The sequence below is a fragment of the Porphyromonas somerae DSM 23386 genome, from assembly GCF_000372405.1.
Lineage (GTDB): Bacteria > Bacteroidota > Bacteroidia > Bacteroidales > Porphyromonadaceae > Porphyromonas_A > Porphyromonas_A somerae.
Genome location: NZ_AQVC01000032.1, coordinates 1 through 20,926 on the forward strand (window position 1 = coordinate 1; position 20,926 = coordinate 20,926).

General features: G+C 44.5%; 16 protein-coding genes, 2 tRNA genes and 1 pseudogene. 12 read left to right on the forward strand and 7 right to left on the reverse strand.

What is annotated here, in order from left to right; genetic code table 11:
* The 4 genes and pseudogenes from A3GK_RS11545 to A3GK_RS10595 form a co-directional block, all read left to right on the forward strand.
* Positions 1–1,395, forward strand: a pseudogene (locus tag A3GK_RS11545) (hypothetical protein); the annotation flags it as partial.
* 393 nt (positions 1,396–1,788) lie between these two features.
* Positions 1,789–1,862 (forward strand) — tRNA-Arg (locus A3GK_RS0106925).
* A gap of 26 nt (positions 1,863–1,888) precedes the next feature.
* Positions 1,889–1,962, forward strand: a tRNA-Arg gene (locus A3GK_RS0106930).
* A gap of 63 nt (positions 1,963–2,025) precedes the next feature.
* Positions 2,026–3,384 carry an MATE family efflux transporter gene (locus tag A3GK_RS10595; RefSeq protein WP_018028743.1) on the forward strand — a complete coding sequence of 453 codons (1,359 nt, stop codon included), beginning with the start codon at positions 2,026–2,028 and terminating at the stop codon, positions 3,382–3,384.
* On the opposite strand, the gene A3GK_RS0106940 is transcribed toward A3GK_RS10595, so the two are convergent.
* Genes A3GK_RS0106940 through A3GK_RS0106950 form a run of 3 tightly spaced genes read right to left on the reverse strand, consistent with a single transcriptional unit; the run spans position 3,349 to position 5,339 of the window.
* Positions 3,349–4,035: a ComF family protein gene (locus tag A3GK_RS0106940; RefSeq protein ID WP_051052324.1), complete on the reverse strand. Its 687-nt coding sequence runs from the start codon at positions 4,033–4,035 to the stop codon at positions 3,349–3,351. The genes A3GK_RS10595 and A3GK_RS0106940 overlap by 36 nt on opposite strands.
* Before the next feature lies 1 nt (position 4,036).
* Positions 4,037–4,519, reverse strand: coding sequence for a regulatory protein RecX (locus tag A3GK_RS0106945; RefSeq protein ID WP_018028745.1), 483 nt, complete (start codon positions 4,517–4,519; stop codon positions 4,037–4,039).
* A 1-nt stretch (position 4,520) separates the two neighbouring features.
* Positions 4,521–5,339 carry a N5-glutamine methyltransferase family protein gene (locus A3GK_RS0106950; protein ID WP_018028746.1) on the reverse strand — a complete coding sequence of 273 codons (819 nt, stop codon included), beginning with the start codon at positions 5,337–5,339 and terminating at the stop codon, positions 4,521–4,523.
* Between the two features lie 23 nt (positions 5,340–5,362).
* Between A3GK_RS0106950 and ribD the strand changes: the two genes are divergently transcribed.
* The 8 genes from ribD (at position 5,363) to carB (ending at position 16,122) form a co-directional block, all read left to right on the forward strand.
* On the forward strand, positions 5,363–6,352 hold the full coding sequence (gene ribD / locus A3GK_RS0106955) for a bifunctional diaminohydroxyphosphoribosylaminopyrimidine deaminase/5-amino-6-(5-phosphoribosylamino)uracil reductase RibD (protein ID WP_026161780.1): 990 nt from the start codon (positions 5,363–5,365) through the stop codon (positions 6,350–6,352).
* 74 nt (positions 6,353–6,426) lie between these two features.
* Positions 6,427–7,347, forward strand: a complete 921-nt coding sequence (locus A3GK_RS0106960; RefSeq protein WP_040576055.1) for a transcription antitermination factor NusB — start codon at positions 6,427–6,429, stop codon at positions 7,345–7,347.
* Positions 7,348–7,365: 18 nt separating this feature from the next.
* Positions 7,366–7,689, forward strand: coding sequence for a preprotein translocase subunit YajC (yajC, locus tag A3GK_RS0106965; RefSeq protein WP_021903073.1), 324 nt, complete (start codon positions 7,366–7,368; stop codon positions 7,687–7,689).
* A gap of 195 nt (positions 7,690–7,884) precedes the next feature.
* Positions 7,885–8,775: a YbbR-like domain-containing protein gene (locus A3GK_RS0106970; protein ID WP_155799461.1), complete on the forward strand. Its 891-nt coding sequence runs from the start codon at positions 7,885–7,887 to the stop codon at positions 8,773–8,775.
* A complete protein-coding gene (gene coaE, locus A3GK_RS0106975; RefSeq protein WP_018028751.1) occupies positions 8,775–9,380 on the forward strand; it encodes a dephospho-CoA kinase in 606 nt (201 codons plus the stop codon). The genes A3GK_RS0106970 and coaE overlap by 1 nt, the downstream gene beginning before the upstream one ends.
* A complete protein-coding gene (locus A3GK_RS0106980) occupies positions 9,377–9,805 on the forward strand; it encodes a DUF5606 family protein (RefSeq protein ID WP_018028752.1) in 429 nt (142 codons plus the stop codon). Before coaE ends, A3GK_RS0106980 begins: the two co-directional genes overlap by 4 nt.
* A 74-nt stretch (positions 9,806–9,879) precedes the next feature.
* On the forward strand, positions 9,880–11,766 hold the full coding sequence (locus tag A3GK_RS0106985; protein WP_018028753.1) for an amidophosphoribosyltransferase: 1,887 nt from the start codon (positions 9,880–9,882) through the stop codon (positions 11,764–11,766).
* Between the two features lie 9 nt (positions 11,767–11,775).
* Complete coding sequence (gene carB, locus A3GK_RS0106990; protein WP_018028754.1) at positions 11,776–16,122, forward strand: carbamoyl-phosphate synthase (glutamine-hydrolyzing) large subunit; 4,347 nt, start codon at positions 11,776–11,778, stop codon at positions 16,120–16,122.
* Between the two features lie 86 nt (positions 16,123–16,208).
* Here the strand turns inward: carB and A3GK_RS0106995 are convergent, their stop codons facing one another.
* Genes A3GK_RS0106995 through A3GK_RS0107010 form a run of 4 tightly spaced genes read right to left on the reverse strand, consistent with a single transcriptional unit; the run spans position 16,209 to position 20,296 of the window.
* Positions 16,209–16,985, reverse strand: coding sequence for a zinc ribbon domain-containing protein (locus A3GK_RS0106995; RefSeq protein ID WP_018028755.1), 777 nt, complete (start codon positions 16,983–16,985; stop codon positions 16,209–16,211).
* Positions 16,986–17,001: 16 nt separating this feature from the next.
* Positions 17,002–17,787, reverse strand: coding sequence for a Nif3-like dinuclear metal center hexameric protein (locus A3GK_RS0107000; protein WP_018028756.1), 786 nt, complete (start codon positions 17,785–17,787; stop codon positions 17,002–17,004).
* Positions 17,784–18,818 (reverse strand): endolytic transglycosylase MltG, encoded by a 1,035-nt coding sequence (mltG, locus tag A3GK_RS0107005; RefSeq protein WP_018028757.1) that lies wholly within the window; start codon positions 18,816–18,818, stop codon positions 17,784–17,786. The genes A3GK_RS0107000 and mltG overlap by 4 nt, the downstream gene beginning before the upstream one ends.
* 8 nt (positions 18,819–18,826) lie before the next feature.
* Complete coding sequence (locus tag A3GK_RS0107010) at positions 18,827–20,296, reverse strand: hypothetical protein (RefSeq protein ID WP_018028758.1); 1,470 nt, start codon at positions 20,294–20,296, stop codon at positions 18,827–18,829.
* Between the last annotated feature and the right edge of the window lie 630 nt (positions 20,297–20,926).

The window sequence follows — 20,926 nt, forward strand, 5'->3', positions numbered from 1 at the left end:
GAAAAAGGAGAAAGCAAGGAAGAGCGACAAGAGGTGTCTCTAGTACAAGGAGCGGTCACAAAGTTGCTATTTAGATTTCATGAGGAAGAGATCGTCAACCCTCCTCTTGCCTATACCATACCTATAGACACAAAGTATTGGTCGGATGCCAACCAAAAGGCATGGAACCTACTTCATGCTAATTACGGTGGGGAGATAGATGAGAAGACAGCACGAGAGTATTATGGCTGGACAAGCTATCGTCCTCTAACAGACCAATCAATGCATACCAAAGTTTTATATAAGGATGATGTAAACCTTTTAGCGTGGGTAGCAGAGATGAAGGAGGAGCAGGTGATGAACGGAAGAGATTGGGGGCTGATGCTAGGATTAGAGACACTAGGTGGAACCCTCGTTGAAGTTTACCCACCTCTCTACTTCAACACCATCGGCGGCTACATACCCTCAATGAATGGAGGAAGAGATGGGTATTATGACAACTACTGTTACATCACTGCACCTGCTGGAGAATATCGCATGGTCTGCTTCGTGAAGTATCACAAGGATTATGTAGGCACACGAAATGGAGCGAATGAGAAGTGGTATAAGCTGCCTTACCTAGACTCAAGAGACTATGACGAGACAATGAGACTAGGTGGCGTTGGAAAGAAGTATCTTAACGAGCAAATCCCTTGGGGTAAGTCACCTTATAACGGCACAGAGAGACTCACGGTTATAGATAGAGTGACTAAACAAAGTGTAGCACCACGATGGAGGATGGGGATGACCTATCAAAGTCGAAAGGACTTTGAAAATAACAATCCAAGTTACACAAATGCTATCGATGGGCACCCATATAGGAAGATAGATGTCGGCACCATATTGGAAGCTACTCTCGTTAACAACAGCAATAACACTCTACGAGGAACTATAGTTGCTAAATGTGAGTATCTGCCAATGTTCAACCCAATTGGATATTGGAGATTTGATATTCACAAAGAGAATTATAAAAATGTGGGTGGACTAACCCCATTTTGGACACCTTGGAGCCACGAGGTGGGTAGAACACAAGTTACATTAGCACCTAACAGTGAGAACAAAGCTCAAGTAGAGGTGACAAACTATACTTGGAAATGGAATAGAGACGGAGAGTGTGGGATGGAAATGCTAGGACCAGATAAGTACATTCACCTATACTGGGTAGATGAAAATGGAAATGAAGAGATGATGAAACGTGTGGATTACACTTACATGAATAAAGCACAAAAAGACAACTTCGGGGACCCAACTACAAATAGAAACTACAATTTCATCAATGGATGGTATCAAAATCTAAATTGGAGAGAATATAAGGTGGGATATGGACCATCAGAAAGCAGAAATATACCCGAGGCCAATGGTTTTAACTTCTACTAAAACAAAAAAAAGGATAAGAGATGAAAAGTGAGCTACGTCGCACCACCCCACCTCATTCATCTTGAGATACAATCAGAACACGTTTATATAATACTGTTTATGTTAAGGTCAGATACCGATATGTTACATACCCGGAAGATATTGATTTAACAACTTCAATGGTAAGACTATTGGAAACTGATGCACTTGCACACAGGTCCCTATTTAAGAAGAACCACTGCTAAGTTCCATATCTGCTTGTCTAATACAAGCCAACATATTAAGTAGGCCATAAGCATTAACATATACTCCTAATGCATAACTTCTGCAGAATTCTCTTCTGAAATGTTGGATAGATAAATAATTATTATTACCTTTGCACGCAGTTAAGGCTTTATGCCTATTAGTAACGACGGCCACGTAGCTCAACTGAATAGAGCATCTGACTACGGATCAGAAGGTTGCAGGTTTGAATCCTGCCGTGGTCACTACCCTCGGGTAAGACTGGATAACTGGCCACGTAGCTCAACTGAATAGAGCATTTGACTACGGATCAAAAGGTTGCAGGTTTGAATCCTGCCGTGGTCACTACTAAGGCAAACCATCTTTGGATAGTTTGCCTTTTTCTTTTTGAAATAAGCGGACACCCTTATGAATATCAGTAGACATACGAAGGAGATTTTGAAGCTAGGGTACCCCATTATGCTTGGCCAGATGGGAGTTATTTTAGTTGGTTTTATTGATAATATTATGGTTGGAAGATACGGCACCTCCGAGCTTGCTGCCGCATCATTTGTCAATGGATTCATCAATATTGCCTTTGTCTTTGCGATGGGATTTTCGTACGGACTCACCCCACTTGTATCCGGCTCATTTGCCACTGGCAATGGCCAACTTCGCTCCCTTCTGAAGAGCAGCATCTTCCTTAATACCATCGTGGGCATCCTTATCACACTTGTTATGTGGATATGCTTAGTCAATATTCACTGGTTTGGTCAGCCCTATGAGTTACTTGGTCTTATACGTCCATACTACACGATTCATCTAGTGAGTATCATTCCCCTAATCATCTTTTATGGATACAAGCAATTTGTAGACGGTGTAGGGTTGACAAAGATTGGGATGACCGCCATCATTCTATCGAATATCATTAACATCGTATTCAATTACTTACTCATCTTTGGTAAGTGGGGATTTCCTGAGCTAGGTCTTGTGGGTGCTGGACTTGCCACCTTCATCTCCCGACTTGTGATGCTCGCCATCCTTATCTATGAAGTTCACGGAACGACAAGATTTAAGAGCATTTTTGAGACCAACCACTCCACTAAGGGGGCTATAGATAGAGGTCTACTCAAGAGGCTCAGTGGCATAGGGATGCCCTCAGCCCTTCAGCTAGGAATGGAGACAGCATCATTCAGCATTGCGGTCATAATGGTGGGGTGGATAGGCACGCTCGAGCTGGCAACGCACCAAATAGTCAACACAGTGAGTACCCTTGGCTTCCTGATGTTTTATGGAATGTCGGCAGCGGTGATGATCCGTGTAGGTCACTTCTATGAACTCAAGAAGAGTGACGAGATCAGAGGTGTGGTAAAATCAGGTTTTAAGATTCAGATAAGTATGGCACTGACACTCATTGTGCTACTACTCACTTTTCGCACCTACATTCCACACATATTCACCACAGATGAGTCAGTTATCAAGCTAGCATCAATCGTGATACTTCCACTAGCAGCCTACCAAGTGACAGATATGCTTCAAATCTTATTTTCCAATGCACTCAGAGGGATGCAGGATGTAAAGTTTACAGCGTGGGCAGCTTGTTTTTGCTACCTCGTCTTAACCATGTCAGCAGCTTATCTCTTTGGCTTTACTTTCGAGTGGGGAATCATAGGTATTTGGTGTGCCTTTTTTGTAGGCTTTACCTCCCTTGCCCTACTCCTCATCTCCCGATACTTTAGAGTGCTTCGTCAGCTAGACAAGGACATCAAGAGCCAAGGTATAAAATGATACCGACTCTGCACCAGCATCAATTAGTGCTCTACCAGCATTGACTAGTGTAGCACCCGTGGTGAGCACGTCATCTACCACGAGTACTCGCTTACCACTCACCTTACTCTTCTGCGGTGAGTAGAAAGCTCCTTGAATCTGTTGCCATCTCGCCTCTTTTCCCCTATGCGTTTGGGTACCACGCCCTCCACCTCTAGCTAGTAGAGTTTCATCAATAGGTAAGGAGTAGACCTCAGCTAGTCCTTTGGCAATAAAGGTAGACTGATTGTAGCCACGTCTATGCAATCTCTTTTTGAGCAGAGGAACTGGCACAATTACGGTTACGTCCAAAAAGTGCCCTGCATCACAATGTTGCTGTGCGAAGTGCTTTGCAAGATAATAACCAGTTTTGGGGAAGCCATTATACTTTACATTGTGAATTAGTGTACGTACAACACTAGGATTGCTAAAGATAAGATCGGTTTGGAATTCAGTGAATGGCACCAGCCCTTCCAATCTCTCTTGTGCATCATAATAACTCTCCATGCCAAAGTACTTAGGAAGTGCATCGAAGCACTTTGGACACAAAAAGATATCCTTACCCTCTAACCGGCAGCCACAATCCACACAATAGGCAGGATATATGAAATTGATGAGGTCATCAAAAAGCATATCACGAGACTGCAAGACGGTCAATCACCTCCTCGTATATATCCGATGGGTACCCTCTCCGATAGGCAACATCCACAAGCCGCATCCGCAGGTCGTACTCATTTTTGGCCTTCGTTTTGTATCTTGCCAGTTTAGGGGACAGATACTCCTCTAAAGCCAAAAACCAATCGTCGTAAGGTATAGCACTGAGTGCTTTTTGGATCAGCGAAGAGGGTACCCCCCGCTCTTGAAGCTCATATCGGATCAAGATGGGTCCCTTCTTGAGCATCGTTAGCTTATCCCTCACATATCGCTCGGCATACCGCTCTTCATCGATAAACTTATCGCTTTTTAGCTGGTCAATTATCTGCTCTATCTCCGAAGGCTCAATCTCACCATCGGACCAAGTCAATAGCTTTTCGGTCACCTCCTTAGAAGTCTTTTCGTATCTTGAAGTATATCTCCCCGCTTTTATCAATAGTTCTTTAAGTGCATCAGCCTCCATATCACGTCACAATCAAATATCGAGTTTTACCATTGAAGTCCTCGATGAATTCAACTTTTCTATCATAGAATAGCTCCCTCAACTCCCCAACGCAGAGAGGATTGATTTCAAAAGCGAGTACCTTACTATTATTATATAGCTCTTTAATCCGCCTATAAAAGAGAATCGGATCGTCGTCGGGTACAAATAGGGCCATCTCCGGCTCTGTCTCAAGCACATGTGGCTCCATTTCCATACGCTCCTTATTGAGTACATAGGGAGGGTTGCTCACCACCAAGTCGTACTGTTCGTGCTTCGGACTAAAGTGGTCGTCAAATAGATCGGCTCGCTGTAAATCAATCTCCAAGCCATAGCGATGAATATTTTTCTCTGCCACAGAGAGGGCATGGGGACTTAGGTCAATAGCCTCCACCTTGGCACCACACTTCGCCATAAAGAGGGCGATTGCACCGCTACCAGTACATAGGTCAATAGAGGTGGCACCAGGGAATAGATGCCCCCTACTCCTTATTATATAGCATAGCTCTTCGGTCTCTGGCCTAGGTATCAGTACCCCACTACTCACATAGAGATCCATTCCGCAGAATGAGGTGTGTCCGAGTACATACTGTAGGGGTTCATGCCCCAATAATCGAGAAAGCCAACCCTTGAGCAAATCAATCTTTTGATTAACTTTGCCATCACTAACCACGAGCATAGGATAGGGTTGCCCAAAAGCCTCCTCAAGAAGGATACGTGCGATGTACTCCGCCTCCTCCTGAGAGTAGTAGCTACCTAGCTCCGTAGCTAGCCATTGCTTGGTGGTTTGAAACTCATTCATTGGCACAAAGATAGCAGAAAAAAGTGGAAGATATACAATATATGCAGCTGGCGATCTACCTAGCCAGTAGAGGTGAAAACTTTGAGGTGAATAGTAATCCAAAGGTGGGTGCCATATTGGTATACAATGATACTATTATAGGTCAGGGGTATCACATCAGGCAGGGCTATAACCACGCAGAAGTTAATTGCATCGCTAGTGTACCCCAACGACTGCGGCACTTGATTTCCCAAAGCACCATGTATGTAACACTAGAGCCCTGTGCCCACCAAGGCCGTACCCCCTCTTGTGCTAAGATGCTAGTGGAGCAAAAGGTGAAAAAAGTGGTGGTAGGCACCCTTGACCCATTCCCAAAAGTTGCGGGAAAGGGGTGTCAAATACTGAGAGAAGGAGGAGTGGAGGTCTCTGTAGGATTACTAGAGGAGCAGTGCAAAGCGGTAGCTAAGATATTTATGACCAATCAACTACTCAGAAGACCGTACATCACCCTCAAGTGGGCTGAGAGTAGTGATGGCTATATTGACTACCATCGAAGTGCAAGTGAGCCAGCAGCCAAGATATCCACTCCATACATTCAGCTACTTACACACAAGTTGCGTGGCGAACACGATGCGATACTTATTGGAAGGGGAACAGCAATTATGGACCAGCCTAGGCTGAACAACCGACTATACCCTGGGCTCCCTTCGCCCAAAGTGTATGTCATAGACAGCCATAGAGAAAGTGATGCTTTACTCACGCCCAAAAGTGGTTGGCATTTGATAAAAGGCACCGATGATCTCAGCCAAGTGGTGAGTAGTCTCTACGACCAAGGGATTACATCGCTCTTGGTAGAGGGAGGGGCTAAGATCATACAGTCATTTTTACGTGCCAACCTTTGGGATACCATCCGAAGAGAGGTCGGAACCATTCAACTGGGGGCTGGAGTAAAAGCCCCCCAACTACCCTCTAGCCTATCTCCCAGTCACATAGATTATATAGATCGCCACCAGTTAATATACTATACCAAATAACGATAGAAAATGGTATCTTTGCAGATAGGATAAAGCGGAGGTGAAGTTGAGTGTAATAAATACGAAGTGGACGAATGATAAATAGATTACTAATAAGGATAAAGGTTTTGCAAGTGCTATACAACTATTATCAAGTGAAGCACATTGGTATACCAGGGGCTATTGGATTGCTGAGGTATGCATTAGACCAGTCTTACAACCTTTACCTCTACCTCACTGGACTCCCTTATGACTTGAAAGAAGCTGCCGCCTTCAGGCTGGCGAAGGAGGAGGATAAGTTTGGCAAAGACGAGAGCGTGGTGAAGTTGCTCAATCACATTATTGACAATCCTGTCACACAGGTGATTGGTAGCGACCTAGACTATATCCAAGCTCGTGAACAGGCATTTACGCCCAACCATAGCGTAGAGGACTTTATCAAAAAGCTACTCAACACTCTTATTGACCAGCGTGAAGAGCTACTTCAGATCAACTGGGATAACTTTGACGAAGTAAAGAAAGCGTGGAGAGCCTTTTATGGTGAAAACATCCTTCAGAGCGAGCTATTTGCAGATATTCTAGAGGAGACGGATACCTTTAGAAACGACGATATCGCCATTGTATTTACCTTCGTTACTAAAGTATATAATGGTCTTTCGGAGAAAAAAGCCTATTCCGAACAGCTGAGACCCCCTTACGCCTCTGAGGATGATGAGGACTTTGGTCCAACGCTCTTGGAGCACGCCATTGTACATGGGGAGGAGTACCGCGAGCTACTTAGCAAGTACTTCAAGAATTGGGACAAGGAGCGGGTAAGTGAAATTGACTACATTATCTTACAGCTTGCAGTGAGCGAGGCGATAAAGTTCCCCACAATAGATACCAGTATCATTCTCAATGAATACCTCAATCTAGCTCACTACTACAGCTCTGAAATCAGCCATACATTTATCAATGGCATCCTTCATGAGCTATTTACCGACTTGAAGAATGAGGGAAAAATACTAGGCAATTAACTATAAACAAAGGAAAATATGAAACTAATGACATTACTACAAGCACCAGCTGGTGCAATGGGTGGAGGAATGAGCACCCTCATCATGATCGTGCTGATGATCGCAATCTTCTACTTCTTGATTATACGCCCTCAAAGCAAGCAACAGAAAAAGCTGGAGGCAGCCCGTAAGGCCATGAAGCCTGGCGATAAGATTATGACCTCTGGTGGTATCTATGGCATCATCAGGGAGATCAACCCTGAAAATGGACAGGTAACCATTGAGGTGTGGGAAGGTGTGAAGATGAAGGTGGATATCAACCAAGTATTTGCTCTCCCTGATAATAGCACCAACAAAAAGTAAATAACCTTGAGCTTTTGATGGCTCATTTAGCAATTCCAATCAATAATGGGATTTTGGAATAGTATCAAGTCACTGAAACCTGTCTCCTACTTCTCAAGAGGTAGGAGATGGGTGATTTTGCTTTTTTGCTTTCTACTCTCGTTTATCCTTTGGTTATTTCAAGCGCTAAATGACAACTATACTAAGCGGGTTACGATGGCTGTAGAAGCCCCGACCCTTCCCCTGAGGTACGCTCTAGACGAGACCAAAGGGATTCCTAAGGAGATTGAGATAGCTATTACAGCTAGTGGCAATGAGCTAATGAGCTATACTTTTAGGCAATGGTTTGCCGCCAAGCCGATCCTTAAGTTGGCTATTGACACGCTCCAAATTTTGCCCGAGGGCGGATATATCAGTATCGGCAGGGAAGAATTGATCCGCCAGATTAAAAACACCAACGATGTTTTTAATGAGCACTTCAACAACTCAAATGACGCTCACATTGCCCTCTTCCCTGACTATATCTCATTTTCGTATGCTCCTCTTATTGAGGAAAAGGTAGGCGTCTTCTTTGGTGGTCAAGTAGACCTTGGTGAGGAGAGTAATAGGGTATTGGTTTCCTTAACTATGGAGCCTGAGGAGGTGAGTGCCTTTGGACTGAACACTTCCATTGATAGCCTAAGGATGACTCAGGGATTGATCAGTACAGAGCAGTCTCCTCTAGCGGTAACAAAAGAAGGAATTAGTAGCTATCGGGTAGCCTTAATAGCACCAAATGGAGTGAGGCTAACCCCTGACTCTGTAACGGTCACCACTGAGGTGGCACCGCTTAAATACAATTCTTTTATTGCCACCAATATTATGGTTCGCAATCTAGAAGAGGGCTACAATATTCGACTATTCCCATCTAGCATCAAGGTATCTTACCTAGCATTAGATGACGTAAAACTATCGGATATATCTGCACAGATTCACCCATATATAGATGTAGATGAGATTACGGAAGGGACTAAAAAGCTTAAGGTGAGGCTTCCAATGGTACCTAAAGAGCTACATATGATACAATTGGAGCCAGATGCGGTGGAGTATATAATTGAAAAAGAGTGATGCCAAAGGTCATTGGAATAGGGGGGCAAGTAGGTGCTGGAAAAAGCCTTGTGCTACAAACACTTAATGTGCTGTATGGAATCCCCCTATTTGATTGTGATAAAATAGCTAAGGAAAGCTACTTTATCCCCTCAGTAAGAGAGGAGATAATTGACCGCTTTGGGGTGGATCCGATTAAGGGCAATGGGGAACTGGCAAAGGAAGGAATAAGCAAACTTCTGGCTAATAAACAGACAAAGGAGGAGCTGGAAAGGATTGTTCACGGCACCGTAAGGGAGCAATTTGGACTCTGGAAAGCCCAGCAAGCAAGCAAGTGGGTAGCCCTAGAGAGTGCCATACTTTTCACCTCCAACATGTACCAGCTTTGTGACGTAACAATTGCTGTAAAAGCCGAAACGCCCATACGAATGAGCAGGGTACTAAAGAGAGATCCCTTTCGGAGCGAAAAAGGGTTTGAGCTACTTGAAAACCTACAGAGGGAGGAGACGACAAGACAAAATGATGAAGCGGATTGGCACATTGATAATAGTGGCAACACCTCTATCATAAGAGAATTGGAAGTAATTTACCATCAACTTGATAATATAATTCAACATAAACAATGAAGCTAACAGACATTATTTCTATATCAGGAAAATCGGGATTGTATAAGCTGATTAATCGCACTCGAATGCCTTTCACTGCGGAAGACTTGGAAAGTGGTCGGAGAATGCCTCTCTTTGCTAGAGACAACATCGTTTCCCTAGCCGATATTTCAATTTATACCGAAGAGGGCGAGAAGCCACTAGGAGAGGTATTTGAGGAGATAAAGAGCAAGCACCCCGAGACCATAGAGAATGAATCGGAAGTACTAGGAAGCTCTAGTAACTTACGTAGCTTTATGGAGGAGGTGCTTCCAATCTACGACAAAGAGAAGGTTCACGATAGCGATATTAAGAAGATGATAAAGTGGTATAACCTTCTTAGAAAAGCTGGCATGGAGACTTTTGTACCTAAAGAGGAACAGGACTCATCTGAGAATAAAGAATAATAATCTAAAGGAAGTCAGTCTCTAGTCGATCAGAGACTGGCTTCTTTCAGAATTAAAAACAAGGCAAGGCACAAATGGAGGAACTGAAGCACGAGTGTGGTATAGCAATGGTGAGGCTACGCAAGCCATTGACCTACTATCAAGAGAAATATGGCACGTGGAGGTATGGTCTAAATAAGATGTACCTCTTAATGGAGAAGCAACATAATAGAGGACAAGATGGAGCAGGTATCTCTTGCGTAAAGCTCACTGCTCCAACGGGTGAGGAGTATATGTACCGAGAAAGAGCTCTGGGAAATACAGCCATCACCGAGATTTTTGCCTCTGTAGAGCGACAAATCCAATCTTTCGGTAAGGAGAAGCAGGGAGACCCCAACTTCGCTCAGGCACACATCCCTTATGCTGCTGAATGCTATATGGGTCATCTGAGGTATGCCACACAAGGCAAGCAAGAGATACAATACGTTCACCCAATGCTTCGAAGAAGTAATTGGAGAGCAAAGAGCTTGTCGCTATGTGGTAACTTCACGCTCACCAGTGTGGACGATATATTTGACTCAATCACTTCAGTAGGGCAACACCCAAGAAGCAACTCCGATACTCATATTCTGCTTGAACAACTAGGGCACCGTCTGGATAGAGAGGTAGAGCATAAGTTTAGGGAAAGTAAGGCAAAGGGACTAACAGGGATGGATATCACTCACGATATTGAATCCCGCCTTGACACGACTATCCCCCTTAAGGAGTGTGCCCCTCTTTGGGATGGAGGCTATACTATGTGTGGGCTCACGGGTAGTGGGGAGATGTTTATGCTCCGCGACCCTTGGGGCATTCGTCCTGCCTTTTACTACTATGATGATGAAATTGTAGTATGTGCTTCGGAGAGAGCTGTGATACAAACGGTCTTGAATGTCTCTGCAGATTCGGTTCATGAGCTAGAGCGTGGCAACGCCCTTACCATCAATAAGACGGGCTCCGAAATCAAGGTCTCTAACATACTACCTCCTAAGGAAAATAAAGCTTGTTCTTTTGAGAGGATATACTTCTCAAGAGGGTCGGACAAGGATATCTATAAGGAGCGTAAAAAACTTGGCGAGCAGCTTATTCCAGATGTGCTTAAGGCTATAGATAATGATATTGACCACTCAGTCTTTTCTTTCATACCTAATACGGCAGAGACCTGTTATTATGGCATGATTGAGGGTATGGAGCGTCACTTCAATCATTGGAAAGCGGAGGAAATACTAGCCAATCCTCAGATGACTAAAGAGGAGATATACGAGCTTCTAGACAAACGAGTTCGGGCTGAGAAAGTGGTGATCAAAGATATCAAACTCCGCACATTCATTTCGGAGGGGGCGAGTCGTACAGACTTGGCACAGCACGTCTATGATATTACCTACGACACCGTAGAAAAGGGCGTGGACAACCTGGTGGTCATTGATGACAGTGTTGTCCGTGGTACCACACTCAAGGAAAGTATTATTCGTATCCTTGACCGACTTCACCCTAAGAAGATAGTGGTGGTATCCTCGGCACCTCAGATTCGATACCCAGATCACTATGGTATTGATATGAGTAGGATGCGAGAGTTTGTTGCTTTCTTGGCGGCAATTGACTTGCTTCTCGAAAGAGGTATGGCATATATTATACACGATACCTACCGCTCTATCATAGAGAGTATTCACTCACCACTGATTGAGGAGCGAAACTTTGTGAAGGATATTTATGCACCATTTACGGTTGAAGAGATCAACACAAAGATCGTTGAGCGGCTTCGTCCTTCCGATATCAATGCCGAAGTTGAATTGGTTTTCCAGTCTCTCGAGGGGCTGCATAAGGCAATTCCTAATCACCCAGGAGATTGGTATTTCAGTGGTGACTACCCCACTCCAGGTGGCGTGAAGCTAACGAATATGGCTTACAAAGCATTTTACGAAGAAGATTTCAGGAAACAATAAAATAAGACTATGGAACGAAAAGGTATACTCCTACTAAGCGATGGTAGCAAGTACGAAGGCACGGTAATAGGGGCAGAGGTCCAAGCTAGTGGCGAGGTGGTATTCAGCACAGCGATGACTGGTTACACCGAGAGCCTCACTGACCCATCGTACTCTGGACAAATATTGGTCACCACTTATCCTGTCATAGGAAATTATGGGTTTCCCTCTGAGGAAAAAGACCCAGAGACAGGTCTTACTAAGTTTCTTGAAAGTGATAAAATACATCCAGCGGCTCTGATTATGCACGACTATACGGATGAGTATAGTCATTGGAATGCTGTTGAAAGCCTTGATAGTGCCTTAGCACGCCATGGAGTGGTAGGACTTACAGGTATTGATACAAGAGAGCTAACCATAAAGCTACGTAACAGCGGGCCACTTCTGGGCAAAGTGCTTCTTGATGAAGTTAGAAAGGATAATAGCGAGTTTATTAGTACCGATGAGATCAACTTAGTAGATAAGGTTTCTACTAAGGAGGTCAAGGAATTTACCAGTTTCGGAAGTAAAAAGGTGGTATTGGTAGACTGCGGCGTAAAGGAGAATATTATTCGTCACCTGATTAAAAGAGGTCTTAACGTCACGCTAGTACCTTGGGACTACGACTTTACCCAGTTGCAATACGATGGGCTATTTATCAGTAATGGTCCAGGAAATCCTCTACTCTGTACCACCCTTGTAGAAAGGGTTCGAGACATTCTCAACAAGGGAGATAAGCCAGTGGCTGGTATCTGTATGGGCAACCAAATCATTGCCCAGGCCATTGGTGCTAAGGTGGCAAAGATGCCCTTCGGACATCGGTCTGTCAACCAACCTGTACAGCTTTGTGGTACAAATAAATGCTATATCACTAGCCAAAATCACGGCTTTGCTGTAGATGATAGTTCGCTACCTGAGGGATGGCACACTTATTTTAGGAACCTCAATGACGGCTCTAATGAAGGACTTATCCACGAGTCTGGGAAGTACTTTTCCACACAATTCCACCCCGAGGCCAATGGAGGTCCAGAGGATACGGTATTTATTTTCGATCAGTTTGCCGACTTAATCAATCATGGGAAGTTGGTTACTCCTACTTCGGAGGAAACAAAACCAATTAATAAGTATTCTAAGATCCTTGTACTCGGCTCGGGTGCTCTGAAGATTGGAGAGGCGGGAGAGTTTGACTACTCTGGTTCGCAAGCCCTAAAGGCATTGCGAGAGGAGGGCATACACACCGTTTTGGTCAACCCCAACATTGCAACGGTACAAACCTCAAAAGGGGTAGCCGATACTGTATACTTCCTACCTGTGACCCCCTACTTCCTTGAAAAGGTCATTGAGAAAGAACGTCCTGATGGTATACTACTCGCCTTTGGTGGGCAAACCGCTCTCAATTGTGGAGTGGCACTCTACAATAGTGGTATTTTAGAGAAGTACAACATTCAGGTAGTTGGGACTCCCGTCCAAGCCATTATGGACACGGAGGATCGTGAACTTTTTGTAAAGAAGCTGGACCAAATCAAGGTCAAGACAATCCAAAGTGAAGCTGTTGAGACTATTGAGGCAGCTCGAAAGGCAGCACTACATGTGGGATATCCCGTTATTATACGTGCTGCCTACGCATTAGGGGGTCTTGGTAGTGGCTTCTGTGACAATGAGGAAGAACTAAACGCCTTGTGTGAAAAAGCCTTCTCCTTCTCTCCTCAAGTGTTGGTGGAGAAGAGCTTACGCGGGTGGAAAGAGATTGAGTATGAGGTGGTGAGAGATAGATACGACAACTGTATCACCGTCTGCAATATGGAGAACTTTGACCCCCTTGGCATTCACACTGGGGAGAGTATTGTATTAGCTCCTTCACAGACCCTCACCAATTCTGAGCATCAAAAGCTAAGAAGTATTGCTATTCAGATCGTACGCCATATCGGTATTGTTGGTGAGTGCAATGTGCAGTATGCTTTGGATCCTGATAGCGAAGACTATAGAGTAATTGAGGTCAATGCACGTTTGAGTCGTTCGTCGGCACTCGCCTCGAAAGCAACAGGGTACCCCCTAGCATTTGTTGCAGCAAAGCTAGGCCTTGGCTACGGCCTTTTCCAGCTTAAAAATGCAGTAACTACCACGACCTCAGCCTTCTTTGAGCCAGCATTGGACTATGTAGTCTGCAAGATGCCAAGGTGGGACTTGAGTAAGTTCCATGGCGTATCTCGTGAGATCGGTAGTAGCATGAAGTCTGTAGGAGAGATCATGAGTGTCGGTCGCACGATTGAAGAGGTCATCCAAAAGGGACTTCGCATGATCGGCCAAGGGATGCATGGCTTTGTTGAGAATAAAGAATTGGTCATTCCCGACATTCCTAAAGCTCTTAGCCAGCCTACAGATAGGCGTATATTTGTCATCAGCAAAGCTTTCAGGCTTGGATATACGGTAGAAGAGATCCATGACCTCACTAAGATTGACCTATTCTTCCTCTATAAGCTTCGAAAGATTATGGATACTGCAGAGCAACTTGAGGCTCTGTCAGGCATAGCTGAAATATCTCCTGAGCTATTGAGGAGAGCTAAAGTGCAGGGCTTCTCTGACTTCCAAATTGCAAGAGCTCTATTTGGCACGGATATAGATGATATTGAGGTAAAGCAGGCTGCCGTAAGGGAATACCGCAAAAAGCTAAACATCTTGCCTGTAGTAAGGCAAATCGACACGCTTGCTGGTGAATACCCTGCTCAGACCAACTATCTTTATATGACCTACGACGGGAAACAGCACGATGTCACCTTTGAAAATGGTGAAAATAGCATCGTTGTGCTAGGGTCAGGAGCATATAGGATAGGTAGTTCAGTAGAATTTGACTGGTGTGGTGTTTCAGCACTGAATACGATTCGTAAAGAAGGGCTACACTCCATCATGATCAATTACAATCCAGAGACGGTTAGTACCGACTACGACCTCTCTGATCGCCTATACTTTGACGAGCTTACATTTGAGAGAGTGCAAGATATTTTGGACCTTGAGCGACCACGAGGAACCATTCTATCTACTGGTGGGCAGATCCCTAATAATCTAGCGATGAAGCTAGATGCTATTCAAGCTCCAATCCTAGGCACTCAAGCAAAATATATCGACAATGCCGAAGATCGTCACAAGTTCTCAGCGATGCTAGACCGACTAGGAATAGACCAGCCAGCTTGGAAAGAGCTCACCACTCTTGAGGATGTAGAGTCCTTCGTAAAAGAGGTCGGGTATCCTGTGCTGGTTCGCCCATCTTATGTACTCAGTGGAGCTGCGATGAATGTCTGCTCCAACGATGAGGAGCTGGAGCGTTTCTTAAAGCTCGCTGCAAATGTATCGCAAAAGCATCCTGTTGTGATTTCCAGCTTTATTGAAAATGCTAAAGAGATTGAGCTAGATGCCGTGGCAGATAAGGGAGAACTCATTGCCTACGCCATTAGTGAGCACATTGAGTTTGCTGGAGTCCACTCGGGAGATGCTACCATTCAATTCCCTGCTCAAAAGCTCTATATTGAGACCATTCGACGCATCAAGCGGATTGTGCGGATGATAGCTCAAGAGCTACATATCTCAGGACCTTTTAATATCCAATTCCTAGCAAAAGAAAATGATATTAAAGTAATTGAGTGTAATCTGAGAGCCTCCCGAAGCTTCCCGTTCGTAAGCAAAGTCTCCAACTACAATATGATTGAGTTGGCAACTAAGATTATGATTGGCTCACCATACCAAGCTCCTCTTAAGAATGCTTTCGACTTAGATCACGTTGGTATCAAAGCCTCTCAATTCTCCTTTACTAGGTTGCAAAAAGCCGACCCTGTACTAGGAGTGGATATGACCTCTACTGGCGAAGTAGGATGTATTGCACGTTCTTCCGACGAAGCGATACTACAAGCAATGCTCTCTGTGGGTCATCGGATCCCTAAAAAGGGAGTACTGATGAGTACTGGTGGCGTAAAACAAAAAGTGATGCTACTAGACTCAGCTAAACTTCTAAGAGATAAAGGCTATATCATCTACGCAACAGAAGGCACCCATCGTTTCTTGATGGAAAATGGAGTGGAGAGTACATTGTGCTACTGGCCTAGCGAAGAGGGTACCCCTCAGGCTCTAGAATTACTCCATAGTGGAGATGTGGACTTGGTGATCAACATCAATAAAAACCTTACTCCTGGAGAGTTAACCAATGGTTATAAATTGCGTCGTGCCGCTATTGACCACAATATTCCGCTCATTACTAATGCCCGACTTGCTAGTGCTTACATACATTCATTCTGCACCATTGAAGAAGATAGCATTAGCATCTTACCATGGTCAAGCTTTGTGCAATGATGAACTTCACTATACGACGAAAAGGGTCTCGCTATTGGCGAGACCCTTTTTTTTTTCAATGGTAATGCAACTAATTAACAGTCACATCACTTGAAGTTATCAGCCACCTCAGTAGCCAACTCTTCATCGATCAAAACACGACCACAGTACTCGCAGGCAATAATCTTCTTATGCGAACGAACATCTATCTCGCGCTGTGGAGGAATCAGATTAAAGCAACCAGAGCAAGCATCACGCTGAATAGGGGCAACAGCGACCCCATTGTGTGTAGATTTGCGGGTTCGCTTAAAAGCAGCGAGCAATTGAGGGTCAATTAACTCTTCTAATGACTTAGCATTAATTCTAAGCTTCTCTTCCTCTGCCTTAGTATCGGCGATGATAGCGTCTAGCTCCTTCTTCTTTACTTGATAAACCTCCTGGACCTCCTTGATATCTGCAGTTAGTGCGCCGATATCCTCTTTGATATACTGGTTATCCTCTTGATATTCACGGATAGCTTTTTCGTACTTAAGAATATCTAACTCCAGGTTTTCGAGTTCCTTAGAGATGGCATCATACTCCTTGTCGTTACGTACATCATTAAGATGCTGCTTGTACTTCTCGACCATTCCTTCAGCAGTCCTGATGCTCTCCTTAGCCTTCTCAATATTATGCTTATTTTGATCTATTTGATCTTCATAGCGCTCCTTTCTTTTGTGCTTGCCCTCTAAGTCATCAGCAAGCTCTTCCACTTCCATTGGAAGCTCTCCTCGCATCGTTCGGATACGATCAATTTCAGAGGAGACTATTTGCAACTGATATAGAGCCTTTAGGCGCTCCTCCACCGATATTTCCTTTGGACTTTCTTCTTTTTTCTTAGCCATAACTATTACCACATTATTATGAGATATAATGCACGGGATTGACACACGATTCTGCACTATAGATTGCAAAGTTACCTTTTTTTTCAGACATAATCTCTTTTAGCAACTCTTTCGTCAATAATTCCGATTCATAGTGCCCAATAGTCATAAGGAGTATCTCCCCCTCCGCATCATAATAATCATTATACTTCGCCTCCCCAGTAATAAAGATATCGGCTTTTTCTTCGATGGCCATAGGCATCAAAAAGTTTCCAGAGCCCCCACAGTATGCCACTCTCTTTATCTTTTCGGTCAGAGGCTTGCTATGAGCCACATGAGTAATTGGCTGGAAAGCCTTCATCAGCTCTACCACTTCACCTATTGAGCATGGACTAGGCAAATCACCAATCACCCCTGCACCCACGTTAGGATTTCCCTCGATAGGTGACAAAATCTTTACATTTTGAAGCCCCATCTTACGCGCCCAAAATATATTCACCCCCTCATCATCATTATCCAATGAAGTATGTGAGGCATAGAGCACGATGTCATGCTTAATTGCCTTAATGACTACACGATTGATGTAGTAATCTGGAGTAATACTTTTCACGCCACGAAATAGTGCTGGATGATGCGTCACAATCAGGTTACACCCTTTTGCAATAGCTTCGTCCACTACAGCTTCAGTCGTGTCAATTGCCACCAACACCGCCCGGAGTTCCTGAGACGTATCGCCACATTGCACGCCACTATTGTCATACCCTTCCTGCTGAGATAAGGGCACTCTCTCCTCCAAATAATCTAGTAATTCTCTTATCTTCATTTTATTCCTCTTTCATTTAAGGCCGCCACATATTTCCTAGCATTCTTCTGATGCTCAGGGTACGTAGAAGCAAAGCTATGATACCCACTAAAATCCTCCTTCGCGCACATATATAGATAGCTATGGTCCGATGCCTTCAATACACCGTCAATAGCCTCCATAGTAGGAATACGTATCGGCCCTATTGGCAATCCCTTATGAATATAGGTATTGTAAGGGCTATCCACCTTTAGATGCTTATGTAAGATGCGACGGAGGCCAAACTCTTGCAGTGCAAATTTTATCGTTGGGTCAGCTTGCAAAGGCATCCCCACCCTCAACCTATTAATGTATAGACCAGCGATCATTGGGTACTCGTCCACCTTCGCACTTTCTTCCTGTACGATCGAAGCAAGAGTGATCACCTCATACGGAGTAAGCCCCAGTGAGTCGGCTTTGGCTCTACGCTGGGCATTCCAAAACTTCTGGCTCTCCTCAGCCATACGCTTTGTGAGGTCTGCTGGCGTGATATCCCAATACACCTCATAGGTATTTGGAACTAAGTAATAAACCAACGTAGTATCAGGGATATTCAAGCTACGAAGCAAAAGGGTATCATTCATCGCCCGTGCCACCTCCAAGCTATCTATCATTAGCTGACTTCCCATCCTCCGATACAATTGACTTGGCAATCGATACGAATTGAAGTAAAACGAAATAGGCGTCTGCATTCCATGCACCAATCGATTATAAAGTGCTTGCACCGTCATCTTTGGTTCAATCGTATAGCTCCCCACCTTAGGGGCATTACTAGTGCGACACTTGAGATGAAGCTTTAGATCACCTAAGAGCGGGGCATCCGTGGAAGCGACAATACTATCTACCACATCACTCCAAGAAGCATCTGGATAGACAAATATCCGTACCGCTTTGTCGCTAGAAGTATTGAAAGCTGGTTGCCTAGTAAAGCGATAATAGGCAGTACAGAGACCTACCACGATCAATAAGAATAGGGCTCCAATCCCCAAAAGCAGCTTATGAGGCTTCTTCATCCCCTACCTTATCTGCTAAATAGACCAAAGAAACCACCGCCTTTCTCATTATCCTCGTCCTGCTCTGCTAGAGAGTTATGATGAGCAATCGCCTCCTCAATAGTCATCTTAGTTTTGCACAAGTGGAGATTATCCGCCTCCACCTCAAGCCCCTGATTCGCAGCATCGAGTGCTTTATCCAGTTCATTTCTCCTTAGATAGCTTTGAGCTGCCTTATTGAGATAAAAAACATACTGTGCTAAGTCTCCATTCTTACCACTATCTGCTATGATATCCTCTACCACTTCAATATGCTTCACATAATCCCCAAGGGCAAAATAGATATTTTCTAGGCTAAACTTAGTGCTTGGCTTCTCTGGCAATTCATTTATGTGTGCCTCTATAAATTCAAGGCCCTTCTTTCTATACAACTCTTTTTGCGCCTCATCCTTTTCTTGCGAATGTAGAGAGATATAGACCTGTGCTAGCTCTTTGATGCTATTCACTTTGCGGATACCCTTTTCAATACACTCCCGATAAAGCTTTTCCGCCAAGTCATAATTCTTCATTTCCAGAGCTTTCCTTGCTTGAATGTAGAGACCATTATTGTGGCTTGTTGCTCCTGGCACGCCACTATCCATCTGTGCCGATAACTCCTCCAGCATTGCAGTAGCTGAGTGGCTACTAGGGTAAGCATAAAGAATATTCTGAAGCACCATCTTGGCCCTTATAAAGTCTTCTTCATTCACCAAGTCCATAGCGATAGCCAATAGACCACCAATGGTATTAGGCCTGTGAATGCTCTTCGCGGCAGGACCTTTGTGATTTGAACCCCTAAAATAGACCACCTTAATCCCTTCGCCAACCATATTAAGCAGATCCCTATCCACGATATCTCCACGATTATAGAAATACCGCTCTCCAGTCTCCACATCATCAATAAAACCAAATTGATAGCTTGGCTTCAGATCCACAATCGCCCCAATCGCAGGCACCTCCTGATCCAAGTCTTGACCCTCGCTCATGATCTCATCAAAGACCGATTGCACCTTCTCCCTCAACGCACGCAATCTTAGCCTATCTTCCTCCGATCTGCGCCAGGTATTGGCCAATGAGGGGTCTCGCTTCGCTAGAGACTCTATCGGGATCTTATCGCCAGGCTTATATTGTCTGAATGATCGCTTGCTAACCTTCGGAGAATCGACTGAAGCCCCCTTTTCAAAAGGTAGCTCACGCTTCCAAGACCCCTGCTCAGACTTCATTGAGGGGTAGCCCTCTGAATGAGTAGACGCCCGAGGGGTCGATAGACTCTTTACCGGCTCCTTCGAAAAACTTCTAATAGCCTCATCGCGCACCCCAATCACATTCCCATCCTCACTCTCAATAACAATAAAGTCATTATTAAGCTTAACTATTTTACCACCAATTTCCACGTCATTACTCTGCGTGAGGTAAATGGTCTGACCAACACTAAATAAATCACTAATAAAATCAATCATCCTACTTATTATTCTACTAAATTCAAAAACACTATAAAATCAGCTAGATTGACAAATATAGCGATTCACCGTGGCGAAACAAAAATATTTCAAGTTAAACCTAGTTAAAGTGTACAGAAACAGGGGTTACGCATTAGAAAAGACTTACCACATGGTTTTTATCGGGGAGGGGCTATGTGTAAGGACCTCGGCAGAGGTCCGACCTAAATAGGCACAGGTCAAGGCACGTAGTGCCGAAGACCTGTGTATAGATAGATGTAAAATACCCTTACGACCCCGGCCGAGGGGTCGGACAACCCCATCTCTAGGTCTGACCCCTCAGCCGGGGGCGTGGAGGTAGTGAATATGCTCTTGCACATTTGATCAAATGTGTTGAGACTTTGAACGAAGGATGAGATGCAAGGCCTGAGGATAAGGGCAAGGTGCCGTAGGGCACCAAGGCCCCACCAAGGGCGCTGGGAGCGTACTCACGTACGTGACTTAGCCCGAATCCCGAAAGCAACACCGCAGATCGCCTTCGTGCAACAGTCTCAATATAATCAATTGACCCTTGTGGTCGCACAAGCTCATCCAAGTGCGACCACAAGGGTCAAATAATATTTATCGACACCTATCCCGCCGGTCATCGGC

Bases quoted from the DNA above. Each gene is read 5' to 3' on its own strand.
- A3GK_RS10595 (WP_018028743.1), top strand. From the start codon at position 2,026: ATGAATATCAGTAGACATACGAAGGAGATTTTGAAGCTAGGGTACCCC.
- A3GK_RS0106940 (WP_051052324.1), bottom strand. From the start codon at position 4,035: ATGCTTTTTGATGACCTCATCAATTTCATATATCCTGCCTATTGTGTG.
- A3GK_RS0106945 (WP_018028745.1), bottom strand. From the start codon at position 4,519: ATGGAGGCTGATGCACTTAAAGAACTATTGATAAAAGCGGGGAGATAT.
- A3GK_RS0106950 (WP_018028746.1), bottom strand. From the start codon at position 5,339: ATGAATGAGTTTCAAACCACCAAGCAATGGCTAGCTACGGAGCTAGGT.
- A3GK_RS0106960 (WP_040576055.1), top strand. From the start codon at position 6,427: ATGATAAATAGATTACTAATAAGGATAAAGGTTTTGCAAGTGCTATAC.
- yajC (WP_021903073.1), top strand. From the start codon at position 7,366: ATGAAACTAATGACATTACTACAAGCACCAGCTGGTGCAATGGGTGGA.
- A3GK_RS0106970 (WP_155799461.1), top strand. From the start codon at position 7,885: ATGGCTGTAGAAGCCCCGACCCTTCCCCTGAGGTACGCTCTAGACGAG.
- coaE (WP_018028751.1), top strand. From the start codon at position 8,775: ATGCCAAAGGTCATTGGAATAGGGGGGCAAGTAGGTGCTGGAAAAAGC.
- A3GK_RS0106980 (WP_018028752.1), top strand. From the start codon at position 9,377: ATGAAGCTAACAGACATTATTTCTATATCAGGAAAATCGGGATTGTAT.
- A3GK_RS0106985 (WP_018028753.1), top strand. From the start codon at position 9,880: ATGGAGGAACTGAAGCACGAGTGTGGTATAGCAATGGTGAGGCTACGC.
- carB (WP_018028754.1), top strand. From the start codon at position 11,776: ATGGAACGAAAAGGTATACTCCTACTAAGCGATGGTAGCAAGTACGAA.
- A3GK_RS0106995 (WP_018028755.1), bottom strand. From the start codon at position 16,985: ATGGCTAAGAAAAAAGAAGAAAGTCCAAAGGAAATATCGGTGGAGGAG.
- A3GK_RS0107000 (WP_018028756.1), bottom strand. From the start codon at position 17,787: ATGAAGATAAGAGAATTACTAGATTATTTGGAGGAGAGAGTGCCCTTA.
- mltG (WP_018028757.1), bottom strand. From the start codon at position 18,818: ATGAAGAAGCCTCATAAGCTGCTTTTGGGGATTGGAGCCCTATTCTTA.
- A3GK_RS0107010 (WP_018028758.1), bottom strand. From the start codon at position 20,296: ATGATTGATTTTATTAGTGATTTATTTAGTGTTGGTCAGACCATTTAC.